The organism is Geodermatophilus sp. SYSU D00710 (assembly GCF_054050195.1).
Window position 1 is genome coordinate 120306 of sequence record NZ_JBJGYX010000007.1, and the last position, 17763, is coordinate 138068.

The 17763-nt window shown below is 74.8% G+C and carries 12 protein-coding genes and 1 riboswitch; of the genes, 4 read left to right on the forward strand and 8 right to left on the reverse strand.

Annotated features, from left to right (window positions below):
- Positions 1-138 precede the first annotated feature (138 nt).
- Positions 139-1413 carry a hypothetical protein gene (locus ACI78U_RS05250; RefSeq protein WP_456874242.1) on the forward strand — a complete coding sequence of 425 codons (1275 nt, stop codon included), beginning with the start codon at positions 139-141 and terminating at the stop codon, positions 1411-1413.
- A 2-nt stretch (positions 1414-1415) separates the two neighbouring features.
- Here the strand turns inward: ACI78U_RS05250 and ACI78U_RS05255 are convergent, their stop codons facing one another.
- The 8 genes from ACI78U_RS05255 to uvrB form a co-directional block, all read right to left on the reverse strand.
- The gene (locus ACI78U_RS05255) at positions 1416-2222 is read right to left on the reverse strand and encodes a hypothetical protein (RefSeq protein WP_456874243.1); all 807 of its coding nucleotides are present in this window, start codon (positions 2220-2222) and stop codon (positions 1416-1418) included.
- Complete coding sequence (locus tag ACI78U_RS05260; protein WP_456874244.1) at positions 2219-3346, reverse strand: cysteine protease StiP family protein; 1128 nt, start codon at positions 3344-3346, stop codon at positions 2219-2221. Before ACI78U_RS05260 ends, ACI78U_RS05255 begins: the two co-directional genes overlap by 4 nt.
- A complete protein-coding gene (locus tag ACI78U_RS05265) occupies positions 3343-4629 on the reverse strand; it encodes a phosphoribosyltransferase domain-containing protein (protein ID WP_456874245.1) in 1287 nt (428 codons plus the stop codon). Before ACI78U_RS05265 ends, ACI78U_RS05260 begins: the two co-directional genes overlap by 4 nt.
- A complete protein-coding gene (locus ACI78U_RS05270) occupies positions 4626-5828 on the reverse strand; it encodes an HpcH/HpaI aldolase/citrate lyase family protein (protein WP_456874246.1) in 1203 nt (400 codons plus the stop codon). Before ACI78U_RS05270 ends, ACI78U_RS05265 begins: the two co-directional genes overlap by 4 nt.
- A 79-nt stretch (positions 5829-5907) precedes the next feature.
- Entirely contained in the window at positions 5908-7257 is a 1350-nt protein-coding gene (locus ACI78U_RS05275; protein WP_456874247.1) for a VWA domain-containing protein, read from the reverse strand.
- 204 nt (positions 7258-7461) lie between these two features.
- Entirely contained in the window at positions 7462-8058 is a 597-nt protein-coding gene (locus ACI78U_RS05280; RefSeq protein WP_456874248.1) for a TerD family protein, read from the reverse strand.
- Positions 8059-8296: 238 nt separating this feature from the next.
- On the reverse strand, positions 8297-9397 hold the full coding sequence (locus tag ACI78U_RS05285) for a TerC family protein (protein WP_456874249.1): 1101 nt from the start codon (positions 9395-9397) through the stop codon (positions 8297-8299).
- Positions 9398-9645: 248 nt separating this feature from the next.
- Entirely contained in the window at positions 9646-11757 is a 2112-nt protein-coding gene (uvrB, locus tag ACI78U_RS05290) for an excinuclease ABC subunit UvrB (protein ID WP_456874250.1), read from the reverse strand.
- Between the two features lie 478 nt (positions 11758-12235).
- Between uvrB and glgX the strand changes: the two genes are divergently transcribed.
- The 3 genes from glgX (at position 12236) to ACI78U_RS05305 (ending at position 17724) form a co-directional block, all read left to right on the forward strand.
- A complete protein-coding gene (gene glgX, locus ACI78U_RS05295) occupies positions 12236-14350 on the forward strand; it encodes a glycogen debranching protein GlgX (RefSeq protein WP_456874251.1) in 2115 nt (704 codons plus the stop codon).
- Entirely contained in the window at positions 14347-16668 is a 2322-nt protein-coding gene (gene treY / locus ACI78U_RS05300; protein WP_456874252.1) for a malto-oligosyltrehalose synthase, read from the forward strand. Before glgX ends, treY begins: the two co-directional genes overlap by 4 nt.
- 243 nt (positions 16669-16911) lie before the next feature.
- Positions 16912-17037: riboswitch (cyclic di-AMP (ydaO/yuaA leader) on the forward strand.
- Positions 17038-17040: 3 nt separating this feature from the next.
- Positions 17041-17724, forward strand: a complete 684-nt coding sequence (locus ACI78U_RS05305; RefSeq protein ID WP_456874253.1) for a transglycosylase family protein — start codon at positions 17041-17043, stop codon at positions 17722-17724.
- Positions 17725-17763: the final 39 nt, after the last annotated feature.

Consider the following 17763-nt stretch of genomic DNA (forward strand, 5'->3'; position numbering starts at 1 on the left):
CGTCCGGGCTGCGGGCGGCGGGTGTGACGGAGTCGACCGGACGGGCGGACCGGACCGTCCGTCCGGGAGCGCGCGGTCCCGACGTGGTAGGCACGACGCCGGGGCGCGAGCGCGCCGGCGACGCGGAGGGAGACGGTCGTGGGCGGGCTCGGTGGTGACCCCGCTCCCCGGTGGTGGCGGCGCGACCGGGAGGCCGGCCGGCGCGAGGCGGGCGCGGCCCGCGAGGCCGCCGCCGCGGCGATGCTGGAGCTCGACGCGGCCCTGGCCGACCTGCCCGACGCGGTGGCCGCGGCCGAGGAGGCCGGCGGGACCGCGGGCGCCGGTGGACGACGGGCTCACCACCACATCCCCGTCCCCGACTCGTTGGCGCGCGACTGGCACGACCTCTCGACGCACGCCGACGCGGTCATCGGACACTACCTGCAGGCGCTGGCCGGTCACGACGACGTCGACCCCGGGCGCGCCCGCGCCGCGGCCCGGGACCTCGACGCCGCCGCGGCCGCGCTGCGCGGGGTCCTCGACCAGGTGCGGCGCTTCCGCGAGCAGTACGGCGAGGTGCTCGCCGCCGCCACCCGCGTCCGGGCCTCCGCCGGCGCGGCCGTGGCCGCGGCGTCGGCCGCGCTGACCGCCGCCCGCGACGCGCTCGCCGGTTCCGCCGCCACCGGCCTGACCGACCCCGGGGTGCCGGTCCTGCTCGACGACGCCGCCACCGCGCTGGCCGGCGCGGAGGCGGCCCTCGCCCAGCGCCGGGCCGCCGACGCGGTGGCCGCGGCCGAGCGGGCCCGCCGGGCCGCCGACGCGGGGGCCGAGCGGCTCCGGGGGCTGGCCGGCCGTGCCGCCGAGGTGCGCCGCGGCGCGGCGTCGGTGCGCACCCGCCGGGAGGCGCTGGGCACCCGCCACGAGCGGCTGGCGCCGGTGATGAGCGAGCTGCGGCGGCGCTATCCGCTGTCGGCGTGGGCCGACGTCGAGCGCGCGCCGCAGCGGGCGGCCGAGGCGCTGGCCGAGGCCGACGCGGCGCTGACCGCGCTCACCGCGGCGCTGGACGCGTCGCCGGTCGACGTGCCGGAGGCCGCCGCGCAGCTCGTCCGGGTCCGCGCCGCGGCCGGGCGGGTCGACGACGAGGTGCGCGCGGCGACCGAGCGGCTGGCCCGGCTGGACGCCGTCCGGTCCGATCCGGCGTCGCTGCTGGGCGCGGTGCAGCGGGCCGTCGTCGACGCCCGGCGGTTCCTGGCCGGGCTGCCCGAGGACCGCGCCCGCCGCTACCGGCGGACCTTCGAGGACCTCGCCCGCCGGCTGCCGGCGCTGGAGGCGGCCGCCCGCGCCGACCGGCCGGACTGGGGCGCGGTGCTGCGGGAGGCCGAGTCGATCGAGCGGGGGCTGGCCGGCCTGGTGCGCACCGCCCGGGCGGAGTGATCTCACGTCCGCTCGAGCAGCCAGCGGACGATCTCCTCCCCCGCCGCGGCGCCGGTGGCCGCGGTGACCGCGACCCGCGCGCCGGTCCAGCCCTGCTCGTGCAGCTCGCCGTGCGCGGGCCGGACGGCGGCGTCGGCGGCGAGCAGCATCGGGGCGTCGAGCAGGCTGTCGCCTGCGCACAGCAGCCGCGGCGCGGGGCCGGTGCCCGCGAGCAGCCGGCGCAGCCGCAGCAGCCCGGCGGCCTTGGACAGCCCAGCAGGGACGACGTAGACCTTGCGGCCCTGCACGCTGAGGGTGGCCCCGGCGGCGGCCGCGGTGGCGCCGGCAGCGGCGAGCCACTCCTCCGGGATCGCCTCCCGCGCGTGCGCGACCAGGTAGCCGAACAGGCCCTCGGCGGCGCGCACGGTGCGCACCCAGGGCTCGCCGGCCACCGCCTCCAGCGGGGCGAGCAGCTCGGCCAGCGGCGCCGCCTGCGTCGCGGTGGCCGCCGCCCAGGCGTCCCAGTCGGGGTCCCGCACGCCGTCGGCGAGCAGCACGCCGCCGTTGCCGCACAGCGCGTAGCGGGGCACCACCGGCAGCCGCACCCGCTCGTACTGCGCGGCGGTGCGGGTGGTCACCGGGACGAGGACGGCGCGGCGGGTCAGCTCGGCCAGCAGCTCCCACGACGCCGGGGTCGCGTGGCTCAGCGGGGCGCCGTCGAGGTGCTCGACGACCCGCAGCCCGTCGGTGCCGCCGGCCGCGGACGCGGAGTAGATGAGCGTGCGGTCGAGGTCGACGGCGGCCAGGATCGCCGGCAGGACGGCGGTCACCGGCCCACCGGCCGGATCAGCCCGACGCAGGAGTAGGGCAGGCCGGGCACCTCGACCAGTGGCACCCCGCGGGCCTGCGCGAGGGCGACGACGTGCCGCAGGTCCGCGGCGCGGTCGGGCCGGACCAGCACCTGCCACGGCACCCGGCGCAGCAGCACCCGGGTCGTCTCCCCCACCCCGGGCTTGACCAGGTTGACGTCAGCGATGCCGTGCTCGGCGGCGATCGCCTCGACCGCCGCCCACCCGGCCCAGGTCGGCCGGCGCCGCGCGGCGGGGACGTCGTCGGCCGGGGCGACGGCGGGGAACGCTGCCGCCACGGTGTCGACGAACAGCGCGGAGACGTCGGAGCCGGCGAGCTCGGCGTAGTACTTCGCGCCGTGGAACATGCCCGGGCCGATGAGGTCCTCGCGCAGCACGGTCCGCGACACCAGCCCGGACACCGTGCTGTTCAGGCAGGCGCTGGGGATGAGGAAGTCGTCGCGGGTGCCGAACAACTCGGTGCACACCCCGGGGTCGGCCAGCACGGCGAGCCGGTCGTCGAGCGCGGCGTGCTCGGGGTGCGCGGCGACCCAGCCGGCGACGGCCTCGGTGAGCTGTCGCTGGATGGCGCCCTTGCCGGTCCAGCCGTCGACGAAGTGCACCGCACCGGCCGGGTGGCGGGCCAGCACGTGCGCCATCGCCACCTGGTCGATGCCGCGGCCGCGGATGATCGAGACGGTGTAGTGCGGCACGTCGACGCCGCGCGAGGCCCGGAACCAGCGCCGCAGCAGCACGCCGATCGGCGTGCCGGCCCGGGCCAGCGAGACCAGGACGGGGGTGTGCCCGGCGGCGGCCGCGGCGTCCCAGACCAGCTCGCCGACGCGGGCGACGGCGTCCGCCAGCCGCTCCGCCGACGCCTCCAGCGCGCTGGTGAAGAGCGCGAGGTAGGCGTCGTCGGGCTGGTACTCGACCGGCAGCATCTCCGAGTAGTGGGTGCCCGACTGGATGGCCTCCTCGCGGTCCTCGGTGCCGCGCTCGAGTGCCACCCCGGACAGGTCGGTGAGCAGCCAGGTGACGTCCTCGGCGGGGTACGAGCCGAACCGGCCGGGCACCGCCGGCGCGAGCGGCGGCTGCAGCGCGGTCACGGGACCGGCTCCGTCAGCGGGTCCGACAGCGGCACGGGGACGACGTGCACCGCGCGGGCGGCGAACGGGCGCAGCGCCTCCGCCAGCGGCGCGGCGTCGGCGGCCGGGGCGTCGACCACGACCACGACGTCGTCGGCGCGCAGGTCCGACCACGGGTCGGCCGGGGGGACGGCCGCGGGGTCGGCGAGGTTGTGCACCCGCGAGGTGCGGGCGGGCTCGTCGGGAGCGGGGAAGGCCAGGCTGCGGCGCAGGGCGTAGCCGGGGTCGTCGGCGGCGTGCACGGGGCTCCGGGTGGTCGACTGGGTGGTGACGGGGACGTCCGCGAGCCGCCGGTCGAGGGCGGTGGCGAGCACGGTGGGCGCGTACATGAGCTCCTCGGTGCCGAGCACGAGGACGCCGCGGCTGCCGGCCAGCGCCGGCGCCAGGGCGGCGGCGGCCGTGCCGGCGGCCGCGTGCAGCCGGGTGGTGCCGGCGGCGGTCAGCCCGTGCCGGGCGGTGGTCGGCGCGCCGGCCGGCCACAGCCCCTCGTGCACGCGGACCGCGCCGGGCGCCCCGGTGGGCAGCGGCGCCGGGCCGGGCAGCGCGGCGCGGGCGGCCGCGGCCCGCTCGAGGACGTCGTCGGGGAGGGTGAGCGCGGTGGTGAGGACGGCGGCGACGTCGACCCGCACGCCCAGCGCGGCGGCCCGCTCGTCGAACGCGGCCCGGGCAGCGGGCGGCCGGGCGTCGAGCAGCGTGCCGATCACGAAGCGCGACCGCGGCCAGCGGGCGTGCAGCTCGGCGACGGTGTTGAGCACGGTGCGCCCGCTGGTCAGCTCGTCGTCGACCAGCACCAGCGGGCCGGGCGCGGCCAGCGTCACCGGCCCGGCCGGTTGCAGGGCGTGGGCCACGGCGTGGGAGTGCTCCTCCTCGAACGCGGCGGCCACGGGCACGCCGGGGTGCACCCGCCGCGTGGTGGACAGGGCGGTCGCGCCGAGCCGGGCCGCCGCGGCGTGGCCGAGCCCGGTGGCGGTCTCGCAGTAGCCGACGACCAGGCCGGGGCGCTCGCCGCCGAGGACGGCGGCCACGGCGTCGCCGACCGCGTGCCCGGCGGCGAGGACGTCGGCGGGGGCGACCGGCACGTGCTTGCCGAGCACCCGGGAGACGACGAGGTGGGCGCGGCGCGGGTTGTCGCGCAGCGCGAGGCCGCACAGCGTGGCGAAGCGGCCAGGGTCGGACGCCTGCACGCCGAGCAGCGCGGAGACGGTGCCGCCCAGCCAGGGGGCACCGGTGATCGTGGTGGTCACGCCCGGTGGACCTCGTTCCCGCCGAACACCTCGGCCAGCCGGCGCTCCCCGGCCGAGAGCAGGTCGACCAGCGCGGCCTCGTCGGCGACCACGCCGTACACGGCGGCGCGGCGGCTGATCAGCTCGGCCCACAGCGCGTGCGGGCCGATCTCGTTCATCCGCCCGTTCTCGGACACCGCGATCCCGCCGCGGCCGCGGGCGGTGAGGATCTCGAGGGCGTCGTCGTACTCGGTGCGGGAGACGGTGAGCAGCGCGTTGACCACCGCCACGTGCGCCGGGTGGATGACGGTCTTGCCGAGCACCCCGTTGGCCTTGTCGAGAGCGACCTCGCGCACCAGGCCGTCGAGGTCGCCGGCGATCATCCGCTGCCGCAGCCGGCCCTCGTGCTGCTCGGTGAACGGCGACTGCCGCAGCTGCGGCTTGAACAGCCGCGGGCCGGGGATGTGCTCCCAGACCGCGCCGGTGACCACGTGCTCACCGCCCCGGGTGAAGCGGTTGACCACGTCGGCCAGGCAGTCGCGGACCACGGCGACGTCCCAGATGGTGGTGTCGCGGTCGCGGCGCAGGCCGAACAGCCCCGACAGGTCGGTGCCGCCCACGCGCAGGCACAGCACCTGCTCGCGGTGGGCGGCGACCACCTCGGCGAGGGCGGCCAGCGCGTCGGCGCGGCTCTCCCGCCACGCGAGGTCGGGCGTCTCGAGGATGGGCATGCCGTACAGCGGGTGGCCGGTGGCCGAGCTGACCTCGGCGATCGCCTCGAGCATCGGCCCGAGGGTGGCACCGGTGGCCTTGGGCAGGCTGAACCCGGTCAGCCGGGACAGCGCCGCGCCCGCCCCGACGGCGATCGAGCGGATCTGCTCGGGCGTGCGCACCCGCACGAACACCAGCGGCAGCGGGGCGGTGTCGCCCTCGGCCACCCGGCGGTCGATGCGCTGCAGCGCCGCGACGACGTTGGCCTCGGCCTCCCCCACGGCGGCGTGCGGGATGGCGTCCTCGAGGCACCACACGGTGCTCGTGGCCCCGGCCGCGGCGGCACGGGCGGCATCGGCGTCCAGCAGCGGCCGGGTGCCGGGGGTGTAGAGCGTCGCGCCCAGCGCTAGCGCCAGCATGGCGCGCGGCGTGGCGGGGCCGACCTCCCCCGGCGGGACGGCGAACAGCCGCTCCCGCTCGTCGTCGGTCAGGTAGGCGAAGTGGCGCACGGTCGATCCCTCTCACCCTCTGCTGGATGCGGGCTGGACGGGGCCTGGACGGCCGGTGTGGGTCTCGGGCAGGTGCGGCTCAGGGACGCAGCAGGCCCTGGGCGCGCGCCCGGCGCAGCCAGCCGGGGTACTCGGTCATCAGCCGGTCGAACAGCGCGTCGTCGCTGATCGGCCGGCGGCCCATCAGGTCGTCCTGGTCGACGGCGAAGAAGTCGGCGTTGTCGGTGTAGCGGCCCTCGAGGTCGTCGAGTCGCTGCAGGTAGGAGAACTGCCGCTCCGGGCCGATGCCCATGAACTGCCAGAACACCGGCTCGTAGGACGCCGACCGGATCTGCCGGGTGGCGACCGCCTTGTCACTGGGGGCGCCGTCGGTCAGGAACATGACGTAGACGGGCACCTGCGCCGGCTGCGGCTCCACGCGCTCGCGGCTGTCGCCGAAGTAGGCCTGCCGGACGGCGGCCATCGCGGCGCCGTAGCGGGTGTCGTACTCCAGCGGGTACCGGGAGGTGAGCTCGGCGATGTACTGCTGGTGGCCCTCCAGCCGCAGACCCGGCTCGGGCCGGTGCACGTCCTTGCCGAAGAGGAAGACGTCGACGACGCCGTCGTCGTCGAAGCGCAGGCCCAGCGCGAGCACCCGCTCGGCCAGCCGCTGGACGGCGCCGGCGCGGTAGAGCGCGGCCATCGAGCCGGAGATGTCGAGGACCAGCGCCACCCGGGCGGTGTGCTCGCCCAGGCCGCGCTTCTCCAGGCTGACCCCGGCGGACTTGACCAGGCTGAGCATCTGCGGCGCCTGCGTGGCGAGCTTCTTCTCGAGGTCGACCAGCCGCCGCTTCTCCATGCTGACCGGCGGCGCGCTCGCGGCAGGGGCGGGCGGCGGGGCGGCGGGCTCCTCGTCGACGCTGACGCCGACGTCGGTGGCCATGGCCGCCAGGCCGCCGGTGTAGCCCTGCCCGACCGCGCGGACCTTCCAGTCGGCCCCGCGGCGGTAGACCTCGGCGAAGACCAGCGCGGTCTCCGGTCCGGCGGCCAGCTCGCAGCGGACCGCCGCCGGGGCGCCGCCGTCGGGCGACACCTCGACGGCGAGGCCGGTGAGCCCGCCGAAGGTGCCCGCGCCGTCGAGGGAGGCGCCGATGACGACCTTCTCCACGTCGGCGGGCAGCGCGGCCGGGTCGATGCGGACCTGGTCGACGGTGACGCCGCCGCGGACGGACTTGCCGAGGTGGCCCACCGCGCCGCCGGCACCCGCGGGCTGGTTGTAGAAGACGAAGTCGTCGTCGCTGCGGACCCGGCCGGCGCCGGTGGTGAGGAACGCCGAGAGGTCGGCGTCGACGCCCGGCGCCGGGTTCCAGGTGAGGGTGACGACGACGGGACCGGTGAGGCCGGCCTGGGCCAGACCGACGTTGCCGCCCCGGGTCAGGACGTGGACCACGCTGCCGCCGCTCAGCCGAGGGAGCGGGGTGCGGGCGGGTGGACGGCGGCCACCGGGGCAGCGGGCATGGCGGGGCGGGACCTCCGGGTCTCGGGGGCTGGGTCGGAAGCGCGGGGACAGTACGTCGGGGAGACCCGGAACGGGAGGGGCCGGCGCGCGCGGGGGCACCGGGCCCGGACGGGTGCCGTCCGGGCCCGGTGGCGGTCAGCCGACGTTGACGCCGAAGTCCTGGGCGATGCCGCGCAGGCCGGAGGCGTAGCCCTGGCCGACGGCGCGGAACTTCCAGTCCGGGCCGTTGCGGTAGAGCTCGCCGAACACCATGGCGGTCTCGACCGAGGCGTCCTCGGTGAGGTCGTACCGGGCGATCTCCGAGCCGTTGGCCTGGTTGACGACGCGGATGAAGGCGTTGCGCACGGCGCCGAAGTTCTGCTTGCGGTTGTCGGCGTCGTAGATCGAGACCGGGAAGACGATCTTGTCGACCGTCGGCGGGACCCCGGCCAGGTTGACCTGGATGACCTCGTCGTCGCCCTCGCCCTGACCGGTGAGGTTGTCACCGACGTGGACGACCGAGCCGTCGGGGCTGCGGAGGTTGTTGAAGAAGACGAAGCCCGAGTCGTCGGGGGTGACCTTGCCACCGGCGTCGACCATGATCGCCGACGCGTCGAGGTCGAAGTCGCCCCCGGAGAACGTGTTGACGTCCCAGCCCAGGCCCACGTTCACCGCGGTCAGGCCCGGCGCCTCCTTGGTCAGCGAGACGTTCCCGCCCTTGGAGAGGCTGACACCCATCAGTTGGACTCCCATGTCACTGTCGGTCACGCAACGGCGGTCGCCGCTGGCGCAGCACGCCGGACGGGCCGGCGCCACCGGGCGGGTGCGCAGGCGCGGGCGCCCGGCGCTGTCCCCCGGCACCGCTGCGCCGGGCCCCGGTCGGGCACCCGGCGGAGCGGACGTGTCTCGGATACTGCCGCACGGTCACCGGGAGCAACAGGCTCGGCCACGCGGGCGGGGTGCCCCGCCCGGGTGACCCCGCGGACCGCGGTCAGGCCGGTGGTGCGGGCCGGGTCGCCGGCCGCGGCTGGTCCTCGCTCTGCCGCTCCGCGGTCGGGACCCCGGTCTCGCCGGCCACCGCGGCCGCGCCCCGGCCGACGGTGCCCTGCGCGGCGGCCTCGCGGGCGTCCCGGCGACTGCGCGCGAGGCTCGCGACGGTGGTGACGAACAGGGTGACGACGATGACCGCCAGCGACAGCCAGGTCGGCACCTCGGGGATCACGGTCACGTGCTCACCGCCGTTGATGAACGGCAGCTCGTTCTCGTGCAGCGCGTGGATGAGCAGCTTGATGCCGATGAAGCCGAGGATGACCGCCAGGCCGTAGTGCAGGTAGACCAGCCGGTCGAGCAGGCCGTCGATGAGGAAGAACAGCTGCCGCAGGCCCAGCAGCGAGAAGGCGTTGGCGGTGAAGACCAGGAAGGTCTCCTGCGTCAGGCCGAAGATCGCCGGGATCGAGTCGACCGCGAAGAGGATGTCGGCGCTGCCGATGGCGACCAGCGCGATGGCCAGCGGGGTGATGTACCGCTTGCCGTCGATCTTCGTGGTCATCCGGTCGGAGTGGTACTCCTGCGTGGTCGGCACGATCTTCCGGGTGAGCCGGAGGAACGCGTTCTCCTTGAACTCGTCGTCGTCGTGGCCGCTGGCCCGCGCCTGCGCGATGGCGGTGTAGATCAGGAACGCGCCGAAGAGGTAGAAGACCCAGCTGAAGTTCTCGATCGCCGCGGCGCCGAGGAAGATGAAGACCGTCCGCAGGGCGAGGGCGAAGGCGATGCCGAACAGCAGCACCTTCTGCTGCAGCTCCCGGGGCACCGCGAAGCTGGCCATGATCAGCACGAAGACGAACAGGTTGTCCACCGAGAGGCTCTTCTCGGTGATGTAGCCGGCGAAGTACTCACCGCCGTACTGCGCGCCGGCGAACAGCCAGACCAGGATCCCGAAGACCACGGCGAGGGCGACGTAGATCGCCGACCAGGTCGCGGACTCGCGCAGGGTGGGCGCGTGCGGCGTGCGCACGTGGCCGATGAAGTCGAACGCGATCATGGCCACGATCGCTCCGACGGTGATCCCCCACACCCAGAGTGGGACGTCCATCAGGCGGTACCTCCGGTCCACTGGCAGCTGTCAGCACCAGAGGTCTCTCCCACCGACCGGGGACCGGTCGGCCGATGGCGCCGGGGCGCTGCGGCCCGTGCTGACGACACCACCGCGTCGGGATACTCCCCTCCACGCGGGACCGGTACCCGCACGGCGCGGTACGCCACACGGGGAGGTCCGCAACGGCCAACGGCCGGTGGACCGTTCCGGGTTCCCGCCGGATCCGGACGGTTGCGTCCGCCTCCCTACGCGTGGGCGGCGTCGAGCTGGCGCAGCTCCTTCTTCAGCTCGGACAGCTCGTCGCGCAGCCGGGCGGCCACCTCGAACTGCAGCTCGCGGGCGGCGGCGAGCATCTGCTCGTTCATCTGGCTGATCAGGTCGGCCAGCTCCGCCCGTGGCAGGCCCTGGACGTCGATGGCGCCGGCCTTCCCCCGGGTCTTCGACGACAGCCCCGGGACCGGCGCCTTGCCGCGCGACTGCTGGCGGCCCGAGCCCCCGACCAGCTCCGCGCCGCCGTCCTCGGCCTCGCGGTAGATGCCGTCGAGGATGTCGACGATCTTCTTGCGCAGCGGCTGCGGGTCGATGCCGCGCTCGCGGTTGTAGGCGATCTGCTTCTCGCGGCGCCGGTTGGTCTCCTCGATCGCCGTCGCCATCGAGGGGGTGATCGTGTCGGCGTACATGTGCACCTGCCCGGACACGTTGCGGGCGGCGCGGCCGATCGTCTGGATCAGCGAGGTGCCCGAGCGGAGGAAGCCCTCCTTGTCGGCGTCGAGGATGGCCACCAGGGACACCTCGGGCAGGTCGAGCCCCTCGCGCAGCAGGTTGATGCCGACCAGCACGTCGTACTCGCCCTGCCGGAGTTCCCGCAGCAGCTCCACCCGGCGCAGGGTGTCGACCTCGGAGTGCAGGTACCGCACCTTGATGCCCAGCTCGAGCAGGTAGTCGGTGAGGTCCTCGGCCATCTTCTTGGTCAGCGTGGTGACCAGGACCCGCTCGTCCTTCTCCACCCGCACCCGGATCTCGTGCACCAGGTCGTCGATCTGGCCCTTGGTCGGCTTGACCACGACCTCGGGGTCGACCAGGCCGGTCGGGCGGATGACCTGCTCGACGACGTCGCCCTGGACCCGGCCGAGCTCGAAGGGCCCCGGCGTCGCCGACAGGTAGACCGTCTGGCCGATCCGGTCGGTGAACTCCTCCCACTTCAGCGGGCGGTTGTCCATCGCCGAGGGCAGCCGGAAGCCGTGCTCGACCAGCGTCCGCTTGCGGCTCATGTCGCCCTCGTACATGCCGCCGATCTGCGGGACGGTGACGTGCGACTCGTCGATGACGAGCAGGAAGTCGTCGGGGAAGTAGTCGATGAGACAGGCACCGGCCGAGCCCGCCGCGCGGCCGTCGATGTGCCGGGAGTAGTTCTCGATGCCGGAGCAGAAGCCGACCTGGCGCATCATCTCGATGTCGTAGGTGGTGCGCATGCGCAGCCGCTGGGCCTCCAGCAGCTTGCCCTGCCGCTCCAGCTCGGCCAGCCGCTGCTCGAGCTCGGCCTCGATGGCGGCGATGGCCCGCTCCATGCGCTCGGGGCCGGCGACGTAGTGGGTGGCCGGGAAGACGAACAGCTCCTCGACCTCGCGGACCACCTCGCCGGTCAGCGGGTGCAGGTAGTACAGCCGCTCGACCTCGTCGCCGAACATCTCGATCCGGACGGCGAGCTCCTCGTAGACCGGGAAGACCTCGATCGTGTCGCCGCGCACCCGGAACGTGCCGCGGGTGAAGGACAGGTCGTTGCGGGTGTACTGCTCCTCGACCAGCGTGCGCAGCAGCTCGTCGCGGTCGCGCTCCTCCCCCACCGAGATCCGCAGCGCGCGGTCGACGTACTCCTGCGGGGTGCCCAGGCCGTAGATGCAGGACACGGTGGCGACCACGACGACGTCGCGCCGGGTGAGCAACGCCTGGGTGGCGGAGTGCCGCAGCCGCTCGACCTCCTCGTTGATCGAGGAGTCCTTCTCGATGTAGGTGTCGGTCTGCGGGACGTAGGCCTCGGGCTGGTAGTAGTCGTAGTACGAGACGAAGTACTCGACGGCGTTGTCGGGCAGCAGCTCCCGGAACTCGTTGGCCAGCTGCGCGGCGAGCGTCTTGTTCGGCGCCATCACCAGGGTGGGCCGCTGCACCTGCTCGATGAGCCAGGCCGTGGTCGCCGACTTGCCCGTGCCGGTGGCGCCGAGGAGCACGGAGTCCGTCTCGCCGGAGTTCACCCGCCGGGCGAGCGCCTCGATCGCGGCCGGCTGGTCGCCCGAGGGCTGGAACTCGCTGACGACGCGGAAACGCCCCTGGGTGGGCCGGATGTCGGTGGTCGCGCGCACGGGAACGACGGTACGACCGACCGGCGACAGAAACCGGTGGGACCGGACGTGGCCCCTGCGACGGACGGGACCGGGGGACGCCGCCGGTTGACCGATCGCGGCCTCGGTGCTCGTGCCGGTGCGGCCCGGGCGCTAGCGTGACGCCTCGCAGGAGCGCGCGCCAGGGACCAGTGCCACCCGGACGCCGGGCGAGGTCGGACCCCGCGACGCGCTCCCCGGACCGGGCCACCGACGGCACCGCCGGACCTGCGCACGACGCCCCCCGCGGCCTGCCGCGGGGGGCGTCGTCGTCCGGGACGCCCCGGCCGGCGGGCGGGAGGCGCGGACGTGACCTCCGCCGCGTCAGGTGTGGAGCCGCCCCGATCGGGCAAGGGACGCGCGGGCACCCTGTGCCCAGACCCCCTGCCGACGGTCGTGGCGGGGGGCCACCGCGCCCCCTGACCCCGCCGGGGGCGCCCGTGCAGGAGGAAACACGTCCATGACCCAGGTGTGGCCCGGAACGGCCTATCCCCTCGGAGCCACGTTCGACGGCACCGGCACCAACTTCGCGATCTTCAGCGAGGTGGCCGAGAAGGTCGAACTGTGTCTGTTCGACGACGACGGCACCGAGACCCGCGTCCGGCTGCCGGAGATGGACGGCTACGTGTGGCACGCGTTCCTGCCCGGCATCCAGCCCGGGCAGCGCTACGGCTACCGCGTGCACGGCCCCTACGACCCCGCGCAGGGGCTGCGCTGCAACCCGAACAAGCTGCTGCTCGACCCCTACGCGAAGGCCATCGACGGCCAGATCGACTGGGACCCGTCGGTCTTCGGCTACGACTTCGACACCGGCGAGCGCAACGACGAGGACTCCGCGGCGCACATGCCGAAGTCCGTCGTCGTCAACCCGTACTTCGACTGGGGCGTCGACCGCCCGCCGAGGACGCCGTACCACAAGACGGTCATCTACGAGGCCCACGTCAAGGGCCTGACCATGACCCACCCCGACGTGCCCGAGGAGCTGCGCGGCACCTACGCCGGCATCGCACACCCCGCCGTCGTCTCCTACCTGCAGGGCCTGGGCGTCACCGCGATCGAGCTCATGCCGGTCCACCAGTTCGTGCAGGACGACACCCTCCAGCAGAAGGGCCTGCGCAACTACTGGGGCTACAACACCATCGGGTTCTTCGCGCCGCACGACGAGTACGCGAGCAACACCGACAACGGCATGCAGGTGCAGGAGTTCAAGGGGATGGTCCGCACCCTGCACGAGGCGGGCATCGAGGTCATCCTCGACGTGGTCTACAACCACACCGCCGAGGGCAACCACCTCGGGCCGACGCTGTCGTTCAAGGGCATCGACAACCGCGCGTACTACCGGCTGGTCGAGGACGACCCGCAGTACTACATGGACTACACCGGCACCGGGAACACGCTCAACGCCCGGACGCCGCAGGCACTGCAGCTGATCATGGACTCGCTGCGGTACTGGGTCACCGAGATGCACGTCGACGGGTTCCGTTTCGACCTCGCCTCGGCGCTGGCCCGCGAGCTGCACGACGTCGACCGGCTCTCGGCGTTCTTCGACCTGGTGCACCAGGACCCGGTGGTCAGCCAGGTGAAGCTGATCGCCGAGCCGTGGGACGTCGGCGAGGGCGGCTACCAGGTGGGCAACTTCCCGGCGCTGTGGACGGAGTGGAACGGCAAGTACCGCGACACGGTGCGCGACTTCTGGCGCGGGGAGAGCGCCACGGTCGGGGAGTTCGCCAGCCGGATCACCGGCTCCTCGGACCTCTACCAGCACTCCGGGCGGCGGCCGGTGGCCAGCATCAACTTCGTCACCGCGCACGACGGCTTCACGCTCACCGACCTGGTCTCCTACAACGAGAAGCACAACGAGGCCAACGGCGAGGGCAACAACGACGGCGAGAGCCACAACCGCAGCTGGAACTGCGGCGTCGAGGGACCCACGACCGACCCGAAGGTGCTCACCCTGCGCGCCCGCCAGCGGCGCAACTTCCTCGCCACGCTGATGCTCAGCCAGGGCGTGCCCATGCTGCTGCACGGCGACGAGCTGGGCCGCACGCAGAGGGGCAACAACAACGGCTACTGCCAGGACTCCCCGCTGACCTGGATCCACTGGGACGAGGTCGACGAGGGGCTGCTGGAGTTCACCAAGCTGGTCACCCGGCTGCGCACCGAGCACCCGACGTTCCGGCGGCGGCGCTTCTTCCACGGCCGCCCGGTCCGCCGGGCGGAGGGCGAGCCGGTGCAGGACATCGCCTGGCTGACCCCCTCCGGTGACCTCATGACCGAGGACGACTGGGACGCCGGCTACGCCAAGTCGATCGGCATGTACCTCAACGGGCACGGCATCCGGTCCACCGACGAGCGGGGCGAGGACGTCGTCGACGACCACTTCTTCCTGGCCTTCAACGCCCACCACGAGCCGATCGAGTTCGCCCTGCCGCCCGAGGAGTACGCGCAGGTGTGGACCGTCGTCCTCGACACCGCCGAGTTGGGCGAGGTCGAGCGCGTCGAGCTCAAGCCGGGCGAGTCGCTGACCCTGCAGGACCGGTCCATGGTCGTGCTGTCGGCCAAGCGCCGCTCGTGAGCGACCCGACGGGCCAGGAGCGCCGGCGGGCCGTCCCCACGGCGACCTACCGGCTGCAGGTGACCGCCGACTTCACCCTCGACGACGCCGCCGCCGTGGTCGGCTACCTGGCCGACCTCGGTGTCAGCCACGCCTACTCCTCGCCCCTGCTGCGCGCGGCGGCGGGCAGCACGCACGGGTACGACACGGTCGACCACGCGCACGTCGACGAGTCGCGCGGCGGGCGGGCGGGCCTGGACCGGTTCGTCGCCGCACTGCACGAGCACGGCCTGGGGCTGGTGCTCGACCTGGTGCCCAACCACATGGGCGTGGCCGACCCGGCCGAGGCGCCGTGGTGGTGGGACGTGCTGCGGCACGGGCGGGACAGCACGCACGCGGCGGCGTTCGACATCGACTGGGACTTCGGCGGCCGGGTGCGCATCCCGGTGCTCGGCTCCGCCGACGACGTGGAGAAGCTCGAGGTCGTCGACGGGGAGCTCCGCTACTACGACAACCGCTTCCCCATCGCCCCCGGCACCGGGGAGGGGACCCCGCAGGAGGTGCACGACCGGCAGCACTACGAGCTGGTCGACTGGCGGCGGGCGGACTCCGACCTCAACTACCGGCGCTTCTTCGCCATCAACACCCTCGCCGGGCTGCGGGTGGAGGACCCCGAGGTCTTCCGCGCCACCCACGAGCTGGTGCTGGAACTGGTGGCCGACGGCGCCGTCGACGGGCTGCGCATCGACCACCCCGACGGCCTGGCCGACCCGAAGGGCTACCTCGACCGGCTGGCCGAGGCCTCGGGCGGACGCTGGACGGTGGTCGAGAAGATCCTCGAGCCCGGCGAGGACCTCCCGGAGAGCTGGCGGACCGCCGGCACCACCGGCTACGACGCCCTCGCCGAGGTCGACGACGTGCTGGTCGACCCGGCCGGGGAGGCGGCGCTGACCGCGCTGGACACCGGGCTGTCGGGCCGCGAGGTCGACTACGCGCGGCTGGTGCACGACTGCAAGCGCGAGGTCACCGACGGCAGCCTCGGCTCGGAGGTCGCCCGCCTGGTGCGGGTCATCGGCGAACTGCCCGGGATCGACGTCGGGACCGAGGAGGAGGCGCTGGCCGAGCTCCTGGCCAGCTTCGACGTCTACCGCACCTACCTGCCCGACGGCCGCGAGCACCTCGACGCCACGGTGGCCGCCGTCCGCGACCGCCGTCCCGACCTGGTCGCCGCGGTCGACGCGCTGCACCCGGTGCTGGCGCGGGCCGGCACCGAGGCGGCCACCCGGTTCGAGCAGACCAGCGGCCCGGTGATGGCCAAGGGCGTCGAGGACAGCGCCTACTACCGGTGGGCCCGGTTCGTGGTGCTCAACGAGGTGGGCGGCGACCCGGCCCGGTTCGGCAGCACGGTCGCGGAGTTCCACGAGGCGCAGGCCCGGCGGCTGGCGCGCAAGCCCGAGTCGATGACCACGCTGACCACGCACGACACCAAGCGCAGCGAGGACACCCGGGCCCGGCTGGCCGTGCTCGCCGAGGTGCCCACCGAGTGGGCGGACCTGGTGCGCGGCTGGCTCGCGCGCCACCCGCTGCCCGATCGGCCGCTGGCGCACCTGGTGTGGCAGAACCTGGTCGGCGCCTGGCCGCTGTCGCGCGAGCGGGCGCACGCCTACGCCGAGAAGGCCGCCCGGGAGGCGGGCACCTCGACGACGTGGACCGACGTCGACGAGGCCTTCGAGGCGCAGTTGCACGGGATGGTCGACGCCGCGTACGACGACCCGGTGACCAACGCCGAGATCGAGGCGTTCGTCGCCCGCATCGGCCCGGCCGGGCGGTCCAACGCGCTGGCGCAGAAGCTCGTGCAGCTGACCATGCCCGGCGTCCCCGACGTCTACCAGGGCACCGAGCTGGAGGACCGCTCGCTGGTCGACCCCGACAACCGCCGCCCGGTCGACTACGACGAGCGCCGGCGGCTGCTGGCCCGCCTCGACGGCGGCGAGGTGCCCGGGGTCGACGACACCGGCGCGGCCAAGCTGCTGGTCACCTCCCGGGCGCTGCGGCTGCGCCGGGACTCCCCGGAGCTGTTCTCCGGCTACACGCCGGTCGAGGCCACCGGCAGCGCGGCCGGCTCCGTCGTCGCCTTCGACCGGGGCGGAGCGGTCACGGTGGCGACCCGGCTGCCCGTGGCGCTGGCCGCCACCGGCTGGGGCGACACCGCGCTGGCGCTGCCCACGGGCGCCTGGCGCGACGTGCTGACCGGCACCCGGGTCGTGGCCGACGCCGGCGGGGCGCCCGTGGCGGGCCTGCTCGACCGGCTGCCCGTGGCGCTGCTCGTCCGAGGATGAGACGGAGGTCACGGCGGCGCCGCCCGGCGCCGCCGTGACCTGCGGTGCCGCGCCCGGGCCGGACCCGGGACGCCGGGCGGCACGCCGTGACGGGTGGGGCCGGTGTGCCGTCCCGTGATGCGACCGTTACCTTGGCTCCCGCACGCGGCCGACCGACGGCGGCGTGCCGGAGCCGGTCCGCCGAACCCCGTCCGCCGGGCTCCGTTCCTCCTGCACCGCCAGGACGGGGGTGGGGGACCCATCTCGGCGTGTGCGCCGCGGTCACGGGGGCCGGACGCAGCGCCTGGGGGTGAAGCCGCACACGTGCGGCCGGGGCACCGATCGCTCCGAACCCGACAGCTCACCTCGCAGGCGGCGGATCGGAGATCCCGCATGCGCACGTCCACGTCCTTCCTCCGCCGTGCCCTCGTGACGACCGGCGTGGCCGCGGCCGCGATCGGCGTCGCGGCCGGCCCGGCATCGGCCGCCGCCCCCAACGACTGGGACGCCGTCGCCCAGTGCGAGTCCAGCGGCAACTGGAGCATCAACACCGGCAACGGCTACTACGGCGGCCTGCAGTTCAGCCAGAGCACCTGGGAGGCCTTCGGCGGCCTCGACCACGCCCCGCGCGCCGACCTGGCGACCAAGGCGCAGCAGATCGCCGTCGCCGAGGCCACGCTCGACGTCCAGGGCCCGGGCGCCTGGCCGACCTGCGGCAAGAACCTCGACCCGTCGGCGCCGGAGGCGGGCTCGCCCGAGGCCGCGGCTGCCCCGGCCCCCGCGCCGGCTCAGGAGCCGGCCGCCGCTCCGGCCCCCGCTCCCGCTCCGGCCGCCGAGGAGCCGGCACCGGCACCGGCACCGGCCGAGGACGCCGACCGCAGCTGGGACCGCGGCTCCCGCTGGGACCGCGGCGACGGTGACGGCGGCTCCTACGTCGTGAAGAGCGGCGACACCCTCGGCAAGATCGCGAGGGCGCAGGGCGTCGACGGTGGCTGGCGGGCGCTGTGGGCCGCCAACCGCGACGAGTGCAGCGACCCGAACCGGATCTACGTCGGTCAGGAGCTGCTGCTCCCGTGAGTCCTCCGGCAGCCGGGGGAGGGTCCTCCCCCGGCTGCC